Annotated in this window: 16 protein-coding genes and 1 pseudogene; 8 read left to right on the top strand and 9 right to left on the bottom strand. The window is 25.4% G+C overall.

Going from position 1 to position 22,890, the window contains the following annotated elements; genetic code table 11:
* The first annotated feature begins 65 nt into the window (after nucleotides 1–65).
* Both speE and speD read left to right on the top strand, forming a co-directional pair.
* Nucleotides 66–926: a polyamine aminopropyltransferase gene (gene speE, locus BUMPG002_RS01055; RefSeq protein WP_025368853.1), complete on the top strand. Its 861-nt coding sequence runs from the start codon at nucleotides 66–68 to the stop codon at nucleotides 924–926.
* Between the two features lie 26 nt (nucleotides 927–952).
* The gene (gene speD / locus BUMPG002_RS01050) at nucleotides 953–1,756 is read left to right on the top strand and encodes an adenosylmethionine decarboxylase (protein WP_025368852.1); all 804 of its coding nucleotides are present in this window, start codon (nucleotides 953–955) and stop codon (nucleotides 1,754–1,756) included.
* Between the two features lie 171 nt (nucleotides 1,757–1,927).
* Here speD and lpdA read toward each other — a convergent pair whose 3' ends face one another.
* The 4 genes from lpdA to BUMPG002_RS01030 all read right to left on the bottom strand — a co-directional run bounded on the left by lpdA (nucleotide 1,928) and on the right by BUMPG002_RS01030 (nucleotide 8,531).
* On the bottom strand, nucleotides 1,928–3,349 hold the full coding sequence (lpdA, locus tag BUMPG002_RS01045) for a dihydrolipoyl dehydrogenase (RefSeq protein ID WP_025368851.1): 1,422 nt from the start codon (nucleotides 3,347–3,349) through the stop codon (nucleotides 1,928–1,930).
* A 36-nt stretch (nucleotides 3,350–3,385) separates the two neighbouring features.
* Nucleotides 3,386–4,594, bottom strand: coding sequence for a 2-oxo acid dehydrogenase subunit E2 (locus BUMPG002_RS01040; protein WP_075629951.1), 1,209 nt, complete (start codon nucleotides 4,592–4,594; stop codon nucleotides 3,386–3,388).
* Nucleotides 4,595–4,606: 12 nt separating this feature from the next.
* Nucleotides 4,607–7,273, bottom strand: a complete 2,667-nt coding sequence (gene aceE, locus BUMPG002_RS01035) for a pyruvate dehydrogenase (acetyl-transferring), homodimeric type (protein WP_025404221.1) — start codon at nucleotides 7,271–7,273, stop codon at nucleotides 4,607–4,609.
* 208 nt (nucleotides 7,274–7,481) lie between these two features.
* On the bottom strand, nucleotides 7,482–8,531 hold the full coding sequence (locus BUMPG002_RS01030; protein WP_025368848.1) for a GMP reductase: 1,050 nt from the start codon (nucleotides 8,529–8,531) through the stop codon (nucleotides 7,482–7,484).
* Nucleotides 8,532–8,654: 123 nt separating this feature from the next.
* Between BUMPG002_RS01030 and coaE the strand changes: the two genes are divergently transcribed.
* Nucleotides 8,655–9,308 (top strand): dephospho-CoA kinase, encoded by a 654-nt coding sequence (gene coaE / locus BUMPG002_RS01025; RefSeq protein WP_025368847.1) that lies wholly within the window; start codon nucleotides 8,655–8,657, stop codon nucleotides 9,306–9,308.
* A 49-nt stretch (nucleotides 9,309–9,357) separates the two neighbouring features.
* Here coaE and mutT read toward each other — a convergent pair whose 3' ends face one another.
* The 4 genes and pseudogenes from mutT to truA all read right to left on the bottom strand — a co-directional run bounded on the left by mutT (nucleotide 9,358) and on the right by truA (nucleotide 15,825).
* Nucleotides 9,358–9,783, bottom strand: coding sequence for an 8-oxo-dGTP diphosphatase MutT (gene mutT, locus BUMPG002_RS01020; protein WP_025368846.1), 426 nt, complete (start codon nucleotides 9,781–9,783; stop codon nucleotides 9,358–9,360).
* 25 nt (nucleotides 9,784–9,808) lie between these two features.
* Nucleotides 9,809–12,430 (bottom strand): preprotein translocase subunit SecA, encoded by a 2,622-nt coding sequence (gene secA / locus BUMPG002_RS01015; protein WP_025404220.1) that lies wholly within the window; start codon nucleotides 12,428–12,430, stop codon nucleotides 9,809–9,811.
* A 203-nt stretch (nucleotides 12,431–12,633) separates the two neighbouring features.
* Nucleotides 12,634–14,892 (bottom strand): penicillin-binding protein 1B, encoded by a 2,259-nt coding sequence (mrcB, locus tag BUMPG002_RS01010; RefSeq protein ID WP_268744734.1) that lies wholly within the window; start codon nucleotides 14,890–14,892, stop codon nucleotides 12,634–12,636.
* A gap of 133 nt (nucleotides 14,893–15,025) precedes the next feature.
* Nucleotides 15,026–15,825: pseudogene (truA, locus tag BUMPG002_RS01005) on the bottom strand (tRNA pseudouridine(38-40) synthase TruA).
* A 253-nt stretch (nucleotides 15,826–16,078) separates the two neighbouring features.
* On the opposite strand from truA, the gene dksA reads away from it, so the two are divergent.
* The 3 genes from dksA (at nucleotide 16,079) to panC (ending at nucleotide 18,302) form a co-directional block, all read left to right on the top strand.
* Nucleotides 16,079–16,534, top strand: coding sequence for an RNA polymerase-binding protein DksA (dksA, locus tag BUMPG002_RS01000; protein WP_025368843.1), 456 nt, complete (start codon nucleotides 16,079–16,081; stop codon nucleotides 16,532–16,534).
* 105 nt (nucleotides 16,535–16,639) lie between these two features.
* Entirely contained in the window at nucleotides 16,640–17,431 is a 792-nt protein-coding gene (gene panB, locus BUMPG002_RS00995) for a 3-methyl-2-oxobutanoate hydroxymethyltransferase (RefSeq protein WP_025368842.1), read from the top strand.
* Between the two features lie 16 nt (nucleotides 17,432–17,447).
* Nucleotides 17,448–18,302 (top strand): pantoate--beta-alanine ligase, encoded by an 855-nt coding sequence (panC, locus tag BUMPG002_RS00990; RefSeq protein ID WP_025368841.1) that lies wholly within the window; start codon nucleotides 17,448–17,450, stop codon nucleotides 18,300–18,302.
* An 8-nt stretch (nucleotides 18,303–18,310) separates the two neighbouring features.
* Here the strand turns inward: panC and hpt are convergent, their stop codons facing one another.
* Nucleotides 18,311–18,844, bottom strand: coding sequence for a hypoxanthine phosphoribosyltransferase (hpt, locus tag BUMPG002_RS00985; protein WP_025368840.1), 534 nt, complete (start codon nucleotides 18,842–18,844; stop codon nucleotides 18,311–18,313).
* Nucleotides 18,845–19,494: 650 nt separating this feature from the next.
* On the opposite strand from hpt, the gene thrA reads away from it, so the two are divergent.
* On the top strand, nucleotides 19,495–21,939 hold the full coding sequence (thrA, locus tag BUMPG002_RS00980) for a bifunctional aspartate kinase/homoserine dehydrogenase I (protein WP_025368839.1): 2,445 nt from the start codon (nucleotides 19,495–19,497) through the stop codon (nucleotides 21,937–21,939).
* A 21-nt stretch (nucleotides 21,940–21,960) separates the two neighbouring features.
* Complete coding sequence (gene thrB, locus BUMPG002_RS00975; protein ID WP_025368838.1) at nucleotides 21,961–22,890, top strand: homoserine kinase; 930 nt, start codon at nucleotides 21,961–21,963, stop codon at nucleotides 22,888–22,890.

Below are 22,890 nucleotides of genomic sequence, written 5' to 3'. Positions count from 1 at the left end.
TAATTTTTTATCAACCGCAAAAAAATCTATAACGTTATATTTTTATAGGATACATAAATACAACCATGGCTGATCAAAAAACATGGAATGAAAAACTTTATTGTCATATTGGACAATATTTTTTAATTGATAAATTGTTATATAAAAAAAAAACTAAATATCATCAAGTGATAATTTTTGAAAATTCTATATTTGGTAAAGTTATGGCCATAGATGATATTGTACAAACAACTGAAAAAGATGAATTTATATATCATGAAATGCTTACTCATGTTCCCATATTTGCTCATGGACTAGTAGAAAATGTTTTAATCATAGGAGGAGGTGACGGAGGTATACTAAGAGAAGTATGTAAACATAAAAATATCAAACATATTACAATGGTTGAAATTGATAGTAATATTATTCGTTTATGTCAAGAATATTTTCCTCTTCATAATAACAAAGCTTATCAGGATTCTCGTTTAGAATTAATTATCGATGATGCTTTTAATTTCACAAAAACAACAAAAGAAAAATTCGATTTAATAATATCAGATTCCACTGATCCTATTAATCACGGAAAAAATTTATTTCGCTCAGAATTTTATTTTAATTGTAAAAACTGTCTTAATGAAAATGGTGTTTTTGTAGCGCAAAATGGTGTTTTTTTTCTTCAAAAACAAGAAACTATTCTTACTTATAAAAACCTTAAAAAATATTTTCATGACGTAAAATTTTATCAAGCTACTATTCCTAGTTATTATGGAGGAATCATGATGTTTGCTTGGGGTACTAATAATATAGAATTATATAAAAATAGTCTTGAAAACCTAAAATCACGCATAAAATATACAAAACTAGCTTTTAATTACTATAATGCCAAAATTCATATAAGCAGTTTTTGTTTACCTCAATATATTCTTAATGCATTAGACAAAAGTTAAAATCCTTTTATAGGAGAGTAATTAAATTGCAAAAACTAAAATTACATGGTTTTAATAATTTAACTAAAAGCCTAAGTTTTTGTATCTATGATATTTGCTATGCGAATACTAATGATTCACGTCATAGTTATATTTCTTATATTGATGAACAATATAATGCTATTCGGTTAACTAAAATTTTAAAAAAAACTTGTTCAATTATTGGAGCAAATGTTTTAAACATCTTTCATCAAGATTATGAACCTCAAGGTGCAAGTGTAACTATTTTAGTCTGTGAAGAACCTATTAATTTAAATAAAATCAATGTTTTAAACAAAAATATTGTATCATCGTCTGTACTTGCTCATTTAGATAAAAGTCATATATGTGTACATACATATCCAGAAAGTCATCCTCAAAGTGGAATTTGTACTTTTCGAGCTGATATTGAAGTTTCAACCTGTGGAATTATTTCTCCTCTGAATGCACTTAATTATCTTATACATCAATTAGAATCAGATATAGTAACTATCGAGTATCGTGTTAGGGGATTTACTCGGGATATTCATGGTATAAAACACTTTATTGATCATGAAATAAGTTCTATTCAAAATTTTATGTCTAATGATATAAAATCAATGTACGATATGGTTGATGTTAACGTATATCAAGAAAATATTTTTCATACTCGTATGTTATTAAAAGAATTTCATTTAAAGAATTATTTATTTAATATTCATTTAGAAGATTTAGTAAAAGAAGAACAGTCTCATATAATAAATTTATTATGGAGGGAAATGCGAGAAATATATTATGGTAGAAACTTGCCTATACAGGAATTGAATTTTTAGATATTCATGTAGAGATAAAATTTTTAACTATATTTTTGATATTTAAAAAAATAATTACTTTAACAAATCTTATGGAATAATTTTTTATTAAAGAAAAGATTATAGAAATTACATTCTATAATCTTTTGTTTATATAAAGAATTATTCCATAAACAATAAAACAAAAAATAATTATTTTTTAAATTTTATATTTAATAGATCTGTAACTGTGCCTTGATAAACTTCAGCGCATAAACCAATAGATTCATATAAAGTAGGATGAGCATGTATAGTTAAGGCAAGATCTTCAGCATCACAGCCCATTTCGATAGCTAAACTTACTTCACCAATTAATTCTCCTGCATTAGTTCCAACAATAGCACCACCAATAATTTTATTATTAATCTTGTTAAAAATTAATTTAGTCATTCCTGTACTAGAATTAGAAGCCATAGCTCTACCAGACGCACTCCATGGGAAAGAAGCAACTTCATAATTTATATTTTGTTTTTTTGCTTGCTTTTCATTTAGTCCTACCCAGGCAATTTCTGGTTCTGTATATGCAATAGATGGGATTACTTGAGGTTCAAAAAAATGATTTTTGCCAGAAATAACTTCTGCTGCAATATGACCTTCATGCACACCTTTATGAGCTAACATAGGAGGACCTGTAACATCACCAATAGCATAAATATGAGATATATTTGTTTGTAACTGTTTATTAACTTCAATAAATCCAAAATTATTTATTTTAATTCCAATACTTTCTAATCCTAAACCACTAATATTAGGCATTCTTCCAATAGCTATTAATACAGCATCATAATACAAATCTTTTTTTTCTATATCATCTTGTGTCATTCTAATTATTAATTGATCTTTTGTTACTTTTATTTCATTTAAATGAGTATTTAAAAGTAAGTTAAATCTCTTATTAATAGACTTTACATATATATTAGCAATATCTTTATCTACTAAAGGCAAAAAATCTTTAAAACGATCAATAACATCAACTTGAGAACCTAATGAACTATATATTGTCGCCATTTCTAAACCAATAATTCCACTTCCTATAATCAAAAAACGATCAGGTATTTTTTTTAATAACAACGCATCAGTTGAATCCCATATTCTTTCATCATCATAAGATATTGAAGGAATTTTAATTGGATGAGAACCTGTTGCAATAATAGCATTTTTAAAATAAACAAGAAATTGACTTTCTTTATTTTTTACTAGAAGACTATTCTCAGTATTAAAACTAGCATTTCCTTCAATGATTTTTATTCCTCTTTTTTTTCTCATATGAGATAAACCATCAGTTAATCTTTTTATAATACTTTCTTTCCAGTTTTTTATTTTTCGAATATTAATTAATGGTTTATTAAAAGAAACACCTAAATCATCTAATTCTTTTGCTTCTTTAATTACTTTAGCTATATGTAACAATGATTTTGAAGGAATACAACCAACATTTAAACATACACCTCCTAAAGTATTATATCTTTCTATCAACAAGACATCTAAACCTAAATCAGCGCAACGAAAAGCTGCAGAATAACCTGCCGGACCTGAACCAATAATTACAATTTGAGTATGAATTTTTTGATCCATTATAACCTCGCTTATAAAAAATAGTAATCATAAAAACTACATAACTAAAAAATGCATATCAGATAATAGTTTGTTAACAAATGTAATAAAACGTGCTGCATCAGCACCATTTATTATACGATGATCATAAGATAAAGATAATGGTAACATTAAAGCTGGAACAAATTCTTTACCATTCCATAATGGTTTAATTTGAGATTTAGAAACACCTAAAATTGCAACTTCAGGGGAATTAATAATAGGTGAAAACCAAGTACCTCCGATTCCTCCTAAATTAGATATTGTGAAACATCCTTTAGTCGTATCTGATGCATTTAACTTTCGTGTACGTGCTTTTTCTGATATTAATATTAGTTCATCAGATATTTGTTGAATATTTTTTTGATTAATATTTTTTAAGACAGGAACTAATAATCCATCGCCTACATCTACAGCAATACCTATGTTAATATATTTTTTAAGAATAAGTTTTTTATTATTAACATTAAAAGAACTATTAAAAATAGGAAATTTTTCTAATGCAGCAGCAACTACTTTAATTATAAAAACTAATATTGTAATTTTATTATTTTTATTTGTATGTTCAAAATTGTATTTTTGACGAAATTTTTCTAATATAGTAATATTAACTTCATCAAATTGTGTAACATGAGGAATATTCATCCAATTTTTATGTAAATTATTTCCAGTAATTTTTTGAAGACTACTTAATTCTATTTCTTCTGTTATTAACGAATTAGAATTATTGAAGTTTGTTTGATTGTTTTCTTTTAAAAAATTAGTTATACAATCATTTTTATATAACTCTACATCTTCTTTTAAAATACGTTTTTTAGGACCAGTACCAGTGACATTATATAAATTGACATTTAAATTTCGAGCTAAACGTCTTACAACTGGAGTAGCATGTACAAAAATATTTTTTTTAGGTTCTAAAAAAACATCGTCATTTGATAAATTAATTTCTTTTTTTAAAAAATTTTCATTATTTTTCTCTGTATTAATATCAGTATCATCAATAGTACAAGTCATTATAGTGGAAGAAGTTTGCACTTTCTCACCAATTTTTACATGAATTTTTTTCACTATACCAGATATAGGAGATGGTATCTCCATAGAAGCTTTTTCTCCTTCTACAGTAATTAATCCTTGATCTATTTTTACTTTTTCATCAATTTTTACTAATATCTCTATTATTTCTACTTCATCTAAACCAATGTCAGGTATTTTAACTTCAATATCCACTGTTTTTACCTCTTAAGACAAACGCGGATTGATTTTACTAGGATTAATATTAAATTTAATAATTGCATCTTCTACTACTTTTTTTTGAATATTCTTTAATTCTGATAATAAATTTAAAGCAGCTACTACTATATAGTAAGCATTCACTTCAAAATGATTACGTAATTTATCACGACTATCAGAACGACCAAAACCATCAGTACCTAATACATAATATTTTTTTGCTGGAATATAAGGACGAATTTGTTCAGCAAACAATTTCATATAATCAGTAGCAGCAACAGCAGGATTATCATTCATAATTCTTTTAACATATGGTATTTTATTTTTTTTATTTGGATTAAGCATGTTCCATCTTTCACAATCTTCACCATTTCTAGCTAATTCTGTAAAAGAAGTAACACTATATATATCAGTTGTAATAAAATATTCTTTTAATAAAATTTCAGCAGCTTCGCAAATAGAACGTAAAATAGCACCAGAACCTATCAATTGCACTTGTAAAGAAGTAGTGCCAAATAAAGTTTTTAATTTATAAATACCTTTACAAATACCTTTCTCTACATTTTTAGGCATAGCTGGCATATAATAATTTTCATTTATTGTTGTAATATAATAATATATATTTTCCTGTTCAGGACCATACATACGTCTCAATCCATCTTGTATAATTACCGCAACTTCATAAGCAAAAGAGGGATCATAAGATATACAATTAGGAATAGTTAAAGATTGTATGTGACTATGTCCATCTTCATGTTGTAATCCTTCACCGTTTAAAGTCGTTCTTCCTGAAGTACCTCCAATTAAAAATCCTCTTGCTTGTTGATCGCCTGCAGCCCAAAATAAATCACCTATTCTCTGAAAACCAAATATTGAATAATAGATATAAAAAGGAATCATTGGAAAATTATTTGTGCTATAAGATGTAGCTGCAGCTAACCAGGAGGCAGCAGCGCCTAATTCATTAATGCCTTCCTGTAATATCTGACCTTTTTTTTCTTCTTTATAATAAGATAACTGCTCTCGATCCTGAGGAGTATACTTTTGACCACCTGAACTATAAATACCTATTTTTCGAAATAATCCTTCCATTCCAAAAGTGCGTGCTTCATCTGCAATAATAGGAACTATAAGATCTTTTATAAAATTATTTTTTAAAATTATATTTAAAACACGTATAAAAGCTATAGTAGTAGAAATTTCTTTTTTTTGCTCTTCTAATAATGATTGAAAATCTTTTAAATCTGGTAAATTCAATACACCAGTAAATTTAGATAAACGAAAAGGAATATAGCCGCCTAATTTTTTCCGTTGTGAATGAAGATAACAATATTCTTCAGATGTTTTTTTAAAAGTAACATACGGTAATTCATTGATATTCTCATCTGATACAGGAATATTAAAACGATCTCTAATATACATTATTCCATTCATATTTATTTTTTTTATTTGATGTGCAATATTTTTACCTTCCGCAGTAATTCCCATACCATATCCTTTAACAGTATGTGCTAAAATTACTGTCGGCTTATTTTTTGTTTCTTTAGCTTTTTTTAAAGCATTAAACATTTTTTTTGAATCATGTCCTCCTCTATTGAGTTGCCATATTTCTTCATCCGTCATATTTTCTACTAATTTTAATGTTTCTTTATATTTTCCAAAAAAATATTTACGAACATATGCACCATCTTTAGATTTAAAAGTTTGATAATCACCATCAATAGTTTCATTCATCAACTGAATCAATTTTCCAGTTTTATCTTTTTTTAATAAACAATCCCATCGGCTTCCCCATATTACTTTAATGACTTTCCATCCTGCACCATAAAAAAAACTTTCTAATTCATTTACAATTTTACCATTACCTACAACTGGTCCATCTAATCTTTGTAAATTACAGTTTATTATAAATATTAAATTATCTAATTTTTCACGAACAGCTATAGAAATAGCACCTTTTGATTCTGGTTCATCCATTTCACCATCACCTAAAAAAGCATAAACTATTTGTTTTGAAGTATTTTTTAATTCTCTATTTTGTAAATATTTTAAAAATTTTGCTTGATAAATAGAACAAAGTGGACCTAGACCCATAGATACAGTTGGAAATTGCCAAAAATTTGGCATTAATTTAGGATGAGGATAAGAAGATAAACCTTTACCATCAACTTCTTGTCTAAAATTATTAATTTGTTCTTCTGATAAACGTCCTTCTAAAAAGGAACGCGCATAAATACCAGGAGAAATATGACCTTGAAAATAAACTAAATCTCCCCCATCTTGTTTATTTGCAGCTCGGAAAAAATGATTAAAACACACTTCATATATAGTAGCAGATGATTGAAAAGATGATAAATGGCCTCCTAATTCTAAATTTTTTTTTGAAGCACGTAATACCATCATTATAGCATTCCAACGAATAACTGAACAAATACGTTTTTCTAAAATAAGATTACCTGGATATTCCACTTCATCTTCACTGCTAATAGTATTAATATAATCACTAGTAAAAAAAAATCTAAAAAATTCTATTTTATTTATTTTAGACTTTTTTAAAATTTGTTCGATTAAAAAACAAGCTCTTTCACGACCTTCTTCACGAATAACAGATTCAATAGCTTCTACCCAATCACTGGTTTCAATTGGATCCACATCATCATATAAACGTTCTAACATAGTATAGATTCCTTATACATTAAATATTTAATTATTAAATTAACATTTCATCTAAAAAAATTACAATAAAAAATAAAATTTTTATATACTATTGTCGTAATTTAATATTAATTATAAATATCTAAAAAAAATCAATAAAATTAAGCATATATAAATATAATTAATTTTATTGATTTAATTAAATATAAAAAATATTAAATAAATTGTTTTATTCTTTAAAAATATTAAAAATACAATTTTCTTGTTCTGTAACTCGTATAAATGTAGTTCTTTTTGTTAATTCTTTTAATTTTTCTGCACCTACATAAGTGCATGAAGAACGTAAGCCTCCTAAAATATCACGTATTGTATCACTCACATCACCTCTAAATGGTATTTTAACTGTTTTTCCTTCAGAAGCACGATATCCTGCAATTTTACCTGTATAACGTTGCATTGCAGATGTAGAACTCATTCCATAAAATAACATATATTTTTTTGAATTTTCTTCAATAATATCTCCTAAACACTCTTGATGACCTGCCAACATTCCCCCTAACATAACAAAATCAGCACCTCCTCCAAATGCTTTAGCAATATCTCCAGAGACAGTACATCCTCCATCACTAATAATTTGTCCACCTAATCCATGTGCTGCATCAGCACATTCTATAATTGCTGAAAGTTGAGGATAGCCAACTCCAGTTTTTACTCGTGTAGTACATACTGATCCTGGTCCAATACCAACTTTAACAATATCTGCTCCAGAAAGTATTAATTCTTCTACCATTTCTCCAGTTACAACATTACCTGCACAAATAATTTTATCTGGAAAAAAATCTCGTACTAATTTTAAAAAAGAGACTACATGTTCAGAATAACCATTCGCTACATCAATACAGATATATTTTATTTCAGAAGACAATAAAAAAATTTTTTTAATTTTAATAAAATCAGAATCAGACGTTCCAATAGATACAATTACATGATTTAATACATGTTTAGAAGATAAACTAATAAAATTTTTCCAAACTTCAAAGGAATAATATTTATGTACTGCTGTCAGTATATTAAAATTTGATAAAGACTGTACCATTTGAAAAGTACCTATTGTGTCCATATTTGCTGCAATAATAGGAATTCCGGACCATACAATAGAAGAGTATTTAAAAGAAAAACTGCGAATTAGATCGACTTGAGAACGACTTTTCAATGTAGAACGTTTAGGTCTTATTAATACGTCCTTAAAACCTAACTTAATGTCTTCTTCAATACGCATAATATAACTATCCTAATTTAAATATGTAATATTAATATAACATCTAATAAAAATAAGATGTTTTATCTACATTAAAATTTTACAAAAAACACATTTCCTTCATTAATTAAAAGATTCAAAAATATGACTTATATTGTAGCACTTACTGGAGGTATTGGTAGTGGAAAAACTACTGTCTCTAATAGCTTTAAAAAACTAGGTATTAATATTATTGATACTGATATAATTGCAAAAAATATAATTAAATATAATTTTCAAGTCTCAGAATCAATTAAAAAAAAATTTGGAAATAAAATAATAAATATAAACAACTCTATTAACCGTTTTTTACTTCGAAAATATATATTTAATAATAAAAATCATAGGTTATGGTTAGAAAACTTATTATATCCTAAAATTTTTCAAGAAACTAAAAATGAAATAAAACTCATAAAATCTACTTGGTGCTTGTGGGTAGTACCATTACTTTTTGAAAAAAAACTAGAAAAAAAAGCAAATAGAATTCTATTAGTAGACTCGCCTATAAAATATCAAATAAAACGCGTAGTTGAAAGAGATAAGATTAGCTTGCAAGAAGCAAAAAAAATTATTTCATTACAAGCTACTAGAAGAGAAAGACGTTCTATGTCAGATGACATTATATTTAATAAAAATAAAATTAAGAAGACATATCAATGTATTTATTATTTAAATTATTTTTATTCATATTTAGGATATAAATATCATCAAAATAAAACAAAAAATATAAATAAAAATTATTTAACAAAATTTTACTAAAAAAATACTTTATTTATATTATATTTATTTTTTATTTTTAAAAAATTTTTTAATAAAATATATCACTATAATTTTTATAAAAAATATTAGAACAGAATAATGTTTTTTTAAGAGAAGTGATAACACTATAATTTGCAGGTGGAAAATCAGAAGTTTTTAGATCGTAAAAAAATGTCCAACGATAAAAATAACCTTCTCTACTATAAGGTCGACCTTTCCATTGATTAATTAAAAAAAAATATAATTTTAACTTTTTTTTGGAATAAAAATATTTAATGTATTTAAAAAAACGAAATTTTAATATTATAATTCCAACTTCTTCTAGTAATTCCCTTTTTAATGCCTGGATTATATTTTCATTTTTTTCCGCTTTTCCACCAGGAAATTCCCATATATTTTTTTTATATTTTCCTTTAGTGATATAAACCATATTTTTATTTACAATTAGACCAATTGCTACTTTTATATAACTCATTAAAAAAATTCTCAATAAAATATTTCTATAAACTACCATGACAATGTTTGTATTTTTTACCCGAACCACATATACAAGACGAATTACGACTAATTTTATTATTAGGACTCATTATTAACCTTTGATTTAAATCTATATATTTTTTTGAATAAGATAGATTGATTTTACTAAGAAATGATACGACTTCATATTTTAATACTTCTAACATGTTAGAAAACATATTAAAAGATTCTCGTTTATACTCTTGTTTAGGATCTTTTTGTGCGTAACCACGTAAATGAATACCTTGCCTTAAATAATCTATAGCTGATAAATGATCTTTCCAAAGAGAATCTAATGTTTGTAACATAATAGATTTTTCTATTTTTCTCATATTATCTTTACCAATTAAATCTTCTTTTTTTTGATAATTAATTTGTGATAAATTAATAATTTTTTTAATTAATTCTTCATGGTGTAAAACAGGTTTAATATTTAACCAATCAGACACTGGAACAATTAAATCAAAATCAGTATTTAACTTTTTTTCTAAAGCAATAATTTTTAATTTATCTCTAATAGTATTTTTAGATATATAAGACATAAAAACTTTAGCTAATACATCTTTAAAAATATCATGAATGATGATTTTGATATCTTTTTCATCAATTAACTTATTTCGTTGAAAATAAATTGTACGACGCTGTTCATTAACAATATCATCATATTCTAATAATTGTTTTCTAATTTCAAAATTTTGATTTTCTACTTTTTTTTGAGCATTTTCTATCGCTTTTGTGACCCAAGGATGTTCAATAGCTTCATTAAAAGATAGTCCTAGTTTACGCATCATATTAATAATCTTTTCAGACGCAAAAATTCTCATTAATGAATCTTCCATTGATAAATAAAAACGTGAAGAACCACTATCCCCCTGACGACCAGCACGCCCTATTAACTGATTATCAATACGACGTGATTCATGACGTTCAGTACCTATGATATGCAAGCCACCTACAGAAACAACTAAATCATGTTCTTTTTGCCAATTATTTTTGATTTTTGCAATATCTTCTGCAGTCATTTTTGAATGTTTTTTTAACTCTACTTCTAAATTACCACCAAGAACTATATCTGTTCCACGACCTGCCATATTTGTAGCAATTGTAATCGATCTAGGCTTTCCTGCTTGAGCTATGATTTCAGCTTCTTTAGCATGAAATTTAGCGTTTAAGACGCTGTGATTAATATTTAATTTCATTAATTTTTTAGAAATAATCTCTGATTTTTCAATAGAAACTGTTCCTACTAATACAGGCTGATTTAATTTAATACATTTTTCTATATCTTTTATAATAGCATTAATCTTTTCTTTTTCAGTAATATATACTAAATCAGACATATCTTTACGTATCATTGGTTTATTTGTGGGTATTACAATAGTGTCAAGATTATAAATCGAACTAAATTCAAAAGCTTCAGTTGCAGCAGTTCCAGTCATACCAGCTATTTTTTTATATAAACGGAAATAATTTTGAAACGTAATAGATGCTAATGTTTGATTTTCATTTTTTATTGGAACATTTTCTTTAGCTTCTATTGCTTGATGTAATCCATCTGACCATCTTCGTCCTGGCATAGTGCGTCCAGTATGTTCATCTACAATAACGATTGTATTATCTTTTATAAGATAATCGACGTCTCGCACAAATAATTTATGAGCACGCAGTGCAGACAGAACATGATGCATTAATATTATATTGTTTGAAGAATATAAGGATTCTCCTATATTCATCAATTTTTTTTCAAATAATATTTTTTCAACTTCAATTAATCCTCTTTCTGTTAAATATATTTGTTTTGATTTTTCATCAATAAAAAAATGACCAGTGCCTTTAAAATCTTCTGAATCTTCTTTTTTTTGAGAAATTAAAAAAGGCACAATCATATTAATTTCTTTGTATAATTCTGAACTATTTTCTGATGGTCCTGAAATAATTAAAGGTGTTCGAGCTTCATCGATTAAAATTGAATCTACTTCATCTACTAATGCATAATTTAATTCTCTTTGAACTCGTTCTTCTGGAGAAAAAATCATATTATCACGTAAATAATCAAATCCGTATTCATTATTTGTACCATAAGTAATATCGGACAAATAAGCTTTTCGTTTAGAAAAAAAAGACATTTCAGATAAGTTTAAACCAACCGTTAAATCAAGAAATTCAAATAATGGAGTGTTTTTTTCTGCATCTCTACGAGCTAAATAATCATTCATAGTAACCACGTGTACACCCTTTCCACTTAATGCATTTAAATAAGCTGGTAAAGTAGATGTTAAAGTTTTTCCTTCACCTGTTCGCATTTCTGCGATACACTGTTTATTTAAAACTATTCCTCCTAATATTTGTACATCAAAATGTCTCATACTAAAGATACGTTTACTAGCTTCTCTAACTGTAGCAAAAGCTTCTGGTAATAAATCATCTAATGTTTCTCCATTTCTTAAACGTAAACGAAATATTTTTGTATGCTCTTGTAATTTTCTATCTGATAATTTTTCAAATTTTTTTTCAAGTTGATTAATAGAACATACTATTTTTTTTAATTTTTTTAAAATACGATTATTACGATTACCAAATATTTTAGTCAAAAATTTAATTAACATACTATAATTCTCATATTTAAATTTTTTAAATTAACTAAAAGTCAAAAAATTTTTATTGTTTGTACTAAATTGTTTAAATATTTAAACTGAATATGTATTTTATTAAAAAATATTTATTTTTTTAAATAATTTTAGAATAAAAAATACAATTTTTGTGGTAGAATTATTCTGTAAAAATATCTAACATATATTCAAATATTTTCTTATGAAAATAAATCTCTGAACCAAAATAAAAAATTTTTTTTAGTTTTTAATTCACGATATTCTAATTCTTTTTTATAATCACAAATTTTTTTATTATGTATAGACCATATTGGTAGAACTCTTTTATGCTCATTATTTTTTTCACAAAATAATTGTCCTATTTTATTAATATAAAATATATTTATATTTTTTGGACGTTTTAGTATCAATGGTATCGGATGCTCATATTCAAGATACTTTTTATAAATTTTCATGGCACCAGAAGAACTATATAATTTCGTTGTTTTATTATTGTCTCGACCTATCCAAGTAATAACAATTTTTTTCCCATCAATACCTACAAACCAATTATCTACTAAATTATTTGTAGTACCAGTTTTACCCGCCAAAGAGAATCTCGAAAAATTTTTTCCTAATGATTTTGCTGTTCCATTTTGAACTACTTGTTGCATAGCATATAATATTAAATAAGAAGCTTCAGAAGAAACTATATGTTTTGATTGAGGTAATGTTTGATATAATATTTTACCATCATCAGATACAACAGATCTAACAGAGGATAATAATGACTTATAACCACCACTTCCAATAATTTGAAAAACTTGTGCAATTTCAATCGGTGTTAAATTAATAGCCCCTAATGATATAGATGGAAAAGGAGTAAGTTGATTTTTAGAAACTCCTAGATGTAACCAAGTATTAACTAGTTTTTTAAAACCTAAATCTAAGCTTAAATTAACTGTTGGTATATTAATCGAATGAATTAACGCATCTAATAACATTACTTTTCCACTAAAATGATAATTATTATTTTTCGGTATCCAATATTCACCATTATCTAATTTAATTGAAATAGGTGTATCAGAAATCCAAGTATTTAAATGATATTTATTTGGTTCTGATAAAGCAGTCAAATATGTTATAGGTTTAGACAATGAGCCTATAGAGCGCCTCGCTTTTAAAGCACGATTATACCCATCAAATTTAGGTGAAGCACTTCCAATAAGAGCTTGAATTTCTCCAGTAAATCGATCTAAAACTATCATAGCAACTTCTAAATCTTTTAATTTTTTTTCTTTTTTTAATTTTGGAATTTCTATTTTAACAGCTTTTTCTACTGCGTTTTGTGATATAGAATCTAAAGTTGTAAATATCTTTATACCTGAAATATTTTCAATTTTGGTTTTAATTTTTTTTTTTAATTCAGCATGTACTAATTGCACAAAAGAAGGATAAGGTGAAATAATATTACCTTTAAGTTGAACATTTAAAGCTCGTTTAGATAAATTTTCATATATTTTTTTTGTAATGTATTTTTGATTATATAATGAAAATAAAACTAAATTTCTTCTTTTCAATGCAGAAATAGGATTAGTCCAAGGACTATATAAAGAAGCTCCTTTTACCATTCCTACTAATAAGGCATACTGTTCTAAACTTAATTCATCTATTGGTCGACCAAAATAATAAATACTAGCAAGTGGAAATCCCCTAATTTGTTCATCACCATCTTGTCCTAAATAAACTTCATTCAAATACAATTCTAAAATTTTATCTTTAGAATAAAAACAGTCTAGAATTAAAGCCATATACATTTCATTTATTTTTCTTAAAATAGAACGAGTATTAGTTAAAAAAAGATTTTTTACTAGTTGTTGAGTTAGGGTACTACCCCCTTGAATTGCACGACCTGCCATAATATTTACTAAAAAAGCTCGACCGATAGAAGATATATTAATCCCATCATGCTCATAAAAATATCTATCCTCAATAGCTAATAATGTTTTAACCAAAATTTCTGGATATATACTACGAGAAATGAATATACGTTTCTCTTTTTCAGGGGACTTTAACATGGTAATTAATTTAGGCTCTAAACGGAAAAAACTAAAATTACGATTATTTTCAATATTTTTAATTTCTGTTAAAAAATCATTTTTAAAAAATAATCTTGTATGAAATTCACCTTCTTTAATATCCGGAAAATCAAAAGAACGTCTAATAAAATCTATAGTATTATCTTTTACACTATATTCTCCTGGAAGCATGACAGTTTCTACTTTTTTATACATTGTTCCTTTTAAAATACTCAATATTTCTTTCTGAGAATATAAATTACCTGGCTCTAAATTAACTATTCGTCCATAAATTGATGTGGGAAATCTCCACACTTTACCTTTAATAGATTGATCTATTTTGTAATATAAATAAAATCCATAAAATACAATTAAACTGAATATTAAAAAAAATATTTTTATTAAAATTTTTCTTTTTTTTTTATATCAATAAACATAAAAAACCTTTTTTTAATGATGTTAATTATATGTTCTAAAATATTAAATAAAAATATTACAAAACGAGTAAATATTTTTAAAAATCATATAATATTTTTTAACATAAAAAAATAGAATCACATGACGAGTTTGGTAAATTAAAATATAAAGGATATTGTACAAATACTAAATATAAACCTTTAGCTGGAGCTGTAGATCCTGCATCACTTCTATTTTTTCTTTGTAATAATTCTTTCATCCAAAATTTTTTTTTTTAGAAAGACCAATTTCAATTAAGGTGCCAACAATATTTCGAACCATATGATATAAAAAAGAATTAGCTACAATATCAATTATCACCCAAGCTTCATGACGCCAAATATTTAATTTTATGATTTTTCTGAAAGGAGAATGTGATTGACAATTAAGACCTCGAAAAGATGTAAAATCATGTTCTCCTAATAAAAATTGAGCTTCAAAATTCATTTTATCAATATTTAAAATTTTATACACATGATTTGATTTATCCTGAAAAATAGCAGATCGAAAAGGATAATTATATATTATATAACGATAAGAACGTGTAATAGCGCTATAACGTGCATGAAAATGCTCTGAAACTTCTTTGATCCATATAATAGAAATGTATTTAGATAAATAGCTATTAGTTCCTAATATCCAAGATGATTTTTTACGAATAGTTGTAGTACTAAAATGAATGACTTGTCCTATACTATGTACCCCAGCATCAGTACGACCTGCACATATTACATCTATCTTATGATTAGCAATTATAGATAAAGCTTTTTCTACTTCTTCTTGAATAGTAGGTACTGTTTTTTGACTCTGCCATCCATGATAAAAACTTCCATCATATTCGACTCCTAATGCAAATCTTTTAATATTATTTTTTATCATATAAATAGTTGCCTTATTTTTTAAAAAATATTTTTATAAATAGAGATTTTTGTCTCATTAATAAGCTTAATTATATAAAAAATATATTTAATTATAGTTTATGTTAAAATTATTTATTATAATAATTTGATTAGAAATGCAATTAAATAAATCTTATATATTTAATGTATATAAATTATTTTTTTAAAAAAAAATTTAAAACTGTTAACTAAAATTTAATTTTTTAAAAAAAAATATTACATCGGAGAGAGCTGTGAAAAAAGAAAAAAATAAAAAAACATCATCTTTAAATGTTCTTTCTATTGCAGGTTTACAACCTTATCAAAAAAAAATAGATGAAGAATATATGAATAAAGATCAAATTTTACACTTTCATAAAATTCTTGAGACATGGAAATATCAATTACAAGATGAAATAAAACATACTCTACTCTATATACAAGATAAAGCTACTAATTTTCCTGATCCTATTGATAGAGCTACACAAGAAGAAGAATTCAGTTTAGAATTACGAAATAGAGATCGCAGTCGAAAATTAATTAAAAAAATTGAAAGTACTTTAAAAAAAATTAAAGAAAAAGATTTTGGCTACTGTGATTCTTGTGGTATTGAAATAGGTATTCGTCGTTTAGAAGCTAGACCTACTGCAAATCTATGTATAGACTGCAAAACATTAGCAGAAATTAGAGAAAAACAAATGACAGGTTAGTTAATTCAAGTGAAATTTTAGTTAGATAAGGGTATTCGATTCATTAATTCAAACATCTCGAATATCCTTTCTTTTTAATACATTATATTAAAAAAGGTAAAATATATGGAATATGTGACAATCTCTACACTCAATAATTGGAAACAAAAAAAGAATAAATTTGCAGCTGTTACTGCTTATGATTTTAGTTTTGCGAGATTATTTTCTAATCAAGGTATTCCCGTAATGTTAATAGGTGATTCTCTCGGAATGACTATACAAGGTCACAGTTCTACACTGCCAGTAAAAATTAAAGATATAGAATATCATACAAGAGCAGTTCGGAAAGGAGCTCCTCATAGTTTTTTATTATCTGATCTACCTTTTATGTCTTATTGTGAAACTAAACAAGCTCTTAAAAACACAGCTAAAATCATACAGTCTGGTGCAAATATGATCAAAATAGAAGGTGGAAAATGGTTAAAAAAAATTATCAAAGAATTATGTGATAGATCAATATTAGTATGTGGTCATATAGGTTTAACACCACAATCATTTAATTATTTAAGCGGATATAAAGTTCAAGGAAAAGAAAAAAAAGATGAAAATAGATTAATAGATGAAGCTTTCTTATTAGAAGAGGCAGGTATTAAAATGCTAGTAGTAGAATGTATTCCTTCAATATTAGCACAAAAAATAACTAATAATTTATCTATTCCAGTTATTGGAATAGGAGCAGGAAAAAATACTGATGGACAAATTCTTGTCATGCAAGATCTATTAGGCATTACTGAAGGCAAAACTCCTAAATTTGTAAAAAATTTTCTTACTGGCAGTAGTAGCATTCAAGAAGCGATTAAAAAATATATTAATGAAGTAAAAGAAGGTGTTTATCCTAATCCAAAATATAGCTTTTAAAAAATATGGAGCTACAATGAATATCATTAAAAATTTAAAAACATTACATGCAGAAATAAAATTTCTAAAAAAAATAAATAAAAAAATAGGATTAATTCCTACAATGGGCAACTTACATGATGGTCATATAAAACTAATTTTATTAGCAAAAAAATATTCAGATATTGTTATCGTAAGTATTTTTATCAATCCAATGCAATTCAATAACTTATTAGACTTAGAAAAATATCCTAGAAGCTTTGACCAAGATTGTATGATCTTAAAAAATAACAAAGTAGATATACTGTTTTTTCCTACTATAAATGAAATATATCCTTCTGGAATAGAGAATCAAACATTTATCACAGTACCAAAATTATCTAATATTGTAGAAGGCAAAGCAAGACCAGGTCATTTTCAAGGTGTAACAACAGTGATTGCTAAATTATTTAATGTTATACAACCAAATTTTTCTTTTTTTGGAGAAAAAGATTATCAACAATTATTAATCATAAAAAAACTAGTAAAAGAATTAAATTATATGATAAAAATTATAAGCTTACCAACAATACGATCAAAAAATGGACTTGCTCTCAGCTCTAGAAATAACAATTTAAATTCTCAAGAAATAAAAACAGCTCCTTACTTATATTCAATAATCAAAAAAACTGCTAAACAAGTGATAAAAGAAGATTCTGATATTATAATAAATATTATCAACTCATCTAGAACATTATTATTTAAAAAAGGTTTTTCTATTGATATATTTAATATATACGATTATCAAACATTAGATGTTCTATTTAAAAAAAAGAAAAAAATGATTATTTTAGCATCTGTATGGTTAGGTCAAACTCGTTTAATTGATAATAAAAAAATTTTTATTGACTAAAAAAAATTTTATTTTTTAAAAATTACTTTTCCTATATATGGTAAATAACGATAAGACTGAGCATAATCAATACCATAACCGACAATAAAATCATCTGGAATAGAAAAACCTATAAAATCAATACTAATATTAACTTCTCGACATTCTGGTTTATCTAAAAGAGTGCAAATAGATAAAGATTTTGGATTTCTAAGTTTTAGTATATCTAATACCTTACTTAAAGTTTTTCCTGAATCGATAATATCTTCTACAATTAAAACATTTTTATTATAAATATCTTCATCTAAATCTTTTATAATTTTTACATCTCCACTGGATACTATACCACGCCCATAACTAGAAGTAGTCATAAAATCTACTTCATGCTTAACTTGAATACTACGACATAAATCTGCTATGAATACAAAAGAACCACGTAATAAAGCAATTAATATCATTTTATTTTTGCTTTTTCGATATTTTTTAGTAATTTCTTGACCTAATTCTCGAACACGTATGTCGAGTTCTTTTTCAGAAATAATAACTTTAATAATATGATTCATAATATTAACTAAATGTTTGATGTGAATTAAATTATATTAAAATTTAAAAGAATATACTGATATTTACTTAAAAAGCATAGTGTATATAATAATTAAATTATTAATATTCAATAAAAAATAAAATATTTATTTTTTTTATTATTGCACTAATAATGATCATTATGTTATAAAAATTAATTAAATGAAAAAACTACTAATAACTAATTATTTTAACTCTTAAAACAATAATAAAAATATATATTCTATCGATGTCAAAGTTTAATTTATGTTATATTTTATATCTAAAATAAAATATTATATTAATTTTATAAAAAAAAAATAAAATTTTTTTATATAATACATAAAAAATTTTTTAAGCATAATATAGGTATATTTGATTTATAATAATATTAATACTTTATAGTAATTTCAATTAAACATGAATATTTTTAACAAATAATATAAAACGAAACATAAAAAATATTACCTAATAAATTAACTTACTTTACATATTCATAAAAAATATTAATGTCTATTTATAGCCTCTTCACTAGAATAACTATTCTAATTATTATAACTAGTCATGATGTGGGCCAGGATCATATATTTAAAAAAACCCGCTCATACTTAAGGCGGGTTTTTTATGAGATAAATCTAAGGAATTATAAAATATGCAATTATTAAAATTTGGCGGTACTTCGCTAGCTAATGCAGAAAAGTTTTTATGCGTATCTAATATTATAGAAGAAAAAATTAAATTTGAACAAATTGCAGTTGTACTTTCAGCTCCAGCTAATATAACTAATTATCTAGTTACAATTATAGAAAAAAAAATTAATCACAAAATATTAGATACAATAAATATTGTAGAACATATATTTATTGAATTAATAAATAATCTTCTAGAACTGGAACCTAATTTCAACTATCAAAAAATAGAAAAAAAAATAAAACAAGAATTGGATAAATTAAAGAATATATTACAAGGAGTAATATTATTAAAACAGTGTCCAGATAGTATCCGAGCAATTATTATTTCTAGAGGAGAAATACTTTCAGTTTTGATAATGCAAAGTATATTAGAATCGAGAAAACATAGTATTAAAATTCTTAACCCTGTTGCAATTTTTCTATCTATAGGTAATTATTTAGATTCTACTGTTGATATAGATGAATCCAAAAAACGTATTAATAAAATAAGCATAGAAAAAAATAATATTATTTTAATGCCTGGCTTTATTGCTGGTAATCAAAAAAAAGAATTAGTAGTATTAGGTCGTAATGGTTCAGATTATTCTGCTGCAATTTTAGCTGCTTGTTTAAATGCAAATTGCTGTGAAATTTGGACTGATGTTGATGGAGTCTTTACTTGTGATCCCAGAATAGTTTCAAATGCACATTTGTTAAAATCTCTATCATATGAAGAAGCAATGGAGCTCTCTTATTTTGGAGCGAAAGTATTACACCCTCGCACTATAGAACCTCTTTCTCAATTCAAAATTCCATGTTTTATTAAAAATACTACTAACATTCAATCTAGTGGTACATTAATTTGTCAAAAAAATGAGTCTGAAAAAAAATTTCTAAAAGGTGTAACTTATCTTGATAATATTACCATGTTTAATATATCTGGTTTTTCTATAAAAAATGTAGGTAATATTATTCCTCGTATATTTACTACTATATCAAGAAATAATGTTAAAATAATACTTATTACTCAATCATCATCAGAAAATAAAATTAGTTTTTGTATTTTAAGTAATCAAGTAGATACGATACTATCTTCATTGAATAAAGAATTTCAGTTAGAATTAAAAGATAGATTATTAAAATCTTTTAAAATTACAAATGATCTATCTATTCTTTCAGTTGTAGGTTCTAATATTTCTAAGAAAAATAATATCTCTGCTAAAATATGTACCGCTTTAGGTAGTGCAAAAATCAATATTTTAGCAATTGCACAAGGTTCTTCAAAACATTCTATCTCGATGATTATTCAAAAAAAATATATTTTAAAAGCAGTGCAAAATGTTCATAATGCATTGTTTTTTAATAAAAAAATTATTTATGTTTATCTAATTGGAATAGGTGGAATCGGTAATACACTACTAGAACAAATATTACAACAAACACAATATTTAAATGAAAACAATATATCAATTAAAGTATTAGCTATTGCTAATTCCAAAAAAATATTATTATCAGATCATGCAATTAATTTATCAAATTGGAAAAATGACTTTAAAAAATCAACTCAAAAATTTAATTTAGAAGTTTTAAACGATTTTATTAAAAAAAATTATTTTCCAAATTCAGTTATTATTGATTGTACATCTGATCAATTTTTATCTGAACAATACGTCAATTTCCTTTATTATAATTTTCATGTAGTAACTTCAAATAAAAAAGCTAATACTAGTCAATGGACGTACTATGAAGAAATTAGACATGCTGTTAATAAGACAAATAAAAAATTTTTATATGAAACTAATGTTGGCGCTGGTTTACCAGTAATAGAAACACTTCAAAATTTATTTAAAACAGGCGATCGTCTTGTTCGATTTAAAGGTATATTATCTGGTTCTTTATCTTTTATTTTTGGAAGGCTAGAAGAAGGCGTCTTATTGTCACAAGCTACTAAAGAAGCAAAAGAATTAGGTTTTACTGAACCAAATCCCTCTGATGATTTATCAGGTATAGACGTTGCTAGAAAATTGCTTATTTTAGCACGTGAAGCTGGGTATAAAATAGAATTAAAAGATATCATTATTGAACCCATAGTACCAATAACATTTCCAAAGTATAAAGATATTGATCAATTTTTACTAAAATTAAAAGAATTAGATTCATGTTTTTTAAAACGTATTAATGAAGCCCGCAATCAAGGAAATATATTACGATTCGTTGGGACTATAGAAAAAAATGGAAAATGTTATGTAAAAATTGAAGCAATTAACATTCATGATCCGTTATATAAAGTTAAAAATGGTGAAAACGCATTAGCATTTTATACTAATTATTATCAACCAATTCCTCTGGTACTAAGAGGTTATGGTGCTGGTAATAAAGTGACAGCATCTGGAGTATTTTCCGACTTACTACGTACACTATCATAAACATCAGGAGCATATATAGTAATGATTAAAATTTATGCACCAGCTTCTATTGGTAATGTTGGAGTGGGATTTGATATTTTAGGAGCAGCAATTACACCGATTAACAATACTTTTTTAGGTGATTTTGTTACAGTAAAATCATCTACTGAATTTACATTAGTTAATAAGGGTATTTTTTTTAAGGAATTACCTACAAAAATTGAACAAAATATTGTTTGGAAGTGCTGGTTTAAGTTTTGCAAAATTATAAAAAAAAATGTTCCGGTTTCTATCATTCTTGAAAAAAATATGCCTATTGGTTCAGGACTAGGTTCGAGTGCTTGTTCGGTAGTAGCAACTTTATTCGCAATGAATGAATTTTGTCAAAAACCTTTAAATACAAAAGAATTATTATTACTTATGGGAGAAGTAGAAGGAGAAATATCAGGTAGTACACACTATGATAATGTTGCTCCATCATTTCTAGGAGGCTTACAACTAATATTAGAAGATTCTGAAATAATAAGCCAAAATATTCCACACTTTAAAAATTGGTATTGGATCGTATCCTGGCCTGGAATAAACATTTCTACATCAGAAGCAAGAGATATACTACCAAAAAAATATGACAGAGAAATATGTATTAAAAATAACCGTTATTTATCTGGTTTTATTCATGCGTCATATACTGAACAACCTTATTTAGCAGCACGATTAATGAAAGATTTCATAGCAGAACCATATCGTATTAAATTATTACCTAATTTTTTAAAAGCTAAAGAAAAAATAAAAAAAATAGGAGCTATCAGTTTTGGAATATCTGGTTCAGGACCAGCTATTTTTGCTGTTTCTGATAACATAAAAATAGCTGAAAAAATAGCTTTATGGTTAAAAAATAATTATTTACAAAACAAAAAGGGATTTGTTCATATTTGTTTTTTAGATACACAAGGTGTACGTAAAATAGGATAA

Origin of the sequence: Buchnera aphidicola str. G002 (Myzus persicae), from assembly GCF_000521565.1 — a bacterium.
Classification (GTDB): domain Bacteria; phylum Pseudomonadota; class Gammaproteobacteria; order Enterobacterales; family Enterobacteriaceae; genus Buchnera; species Buchnera aphidicola_C.
The sequence above is the reverse complement of the archived record's forward strand: the minus strand, read 5'-3'. Positions and strand labels throughout refer to the sequence as shown.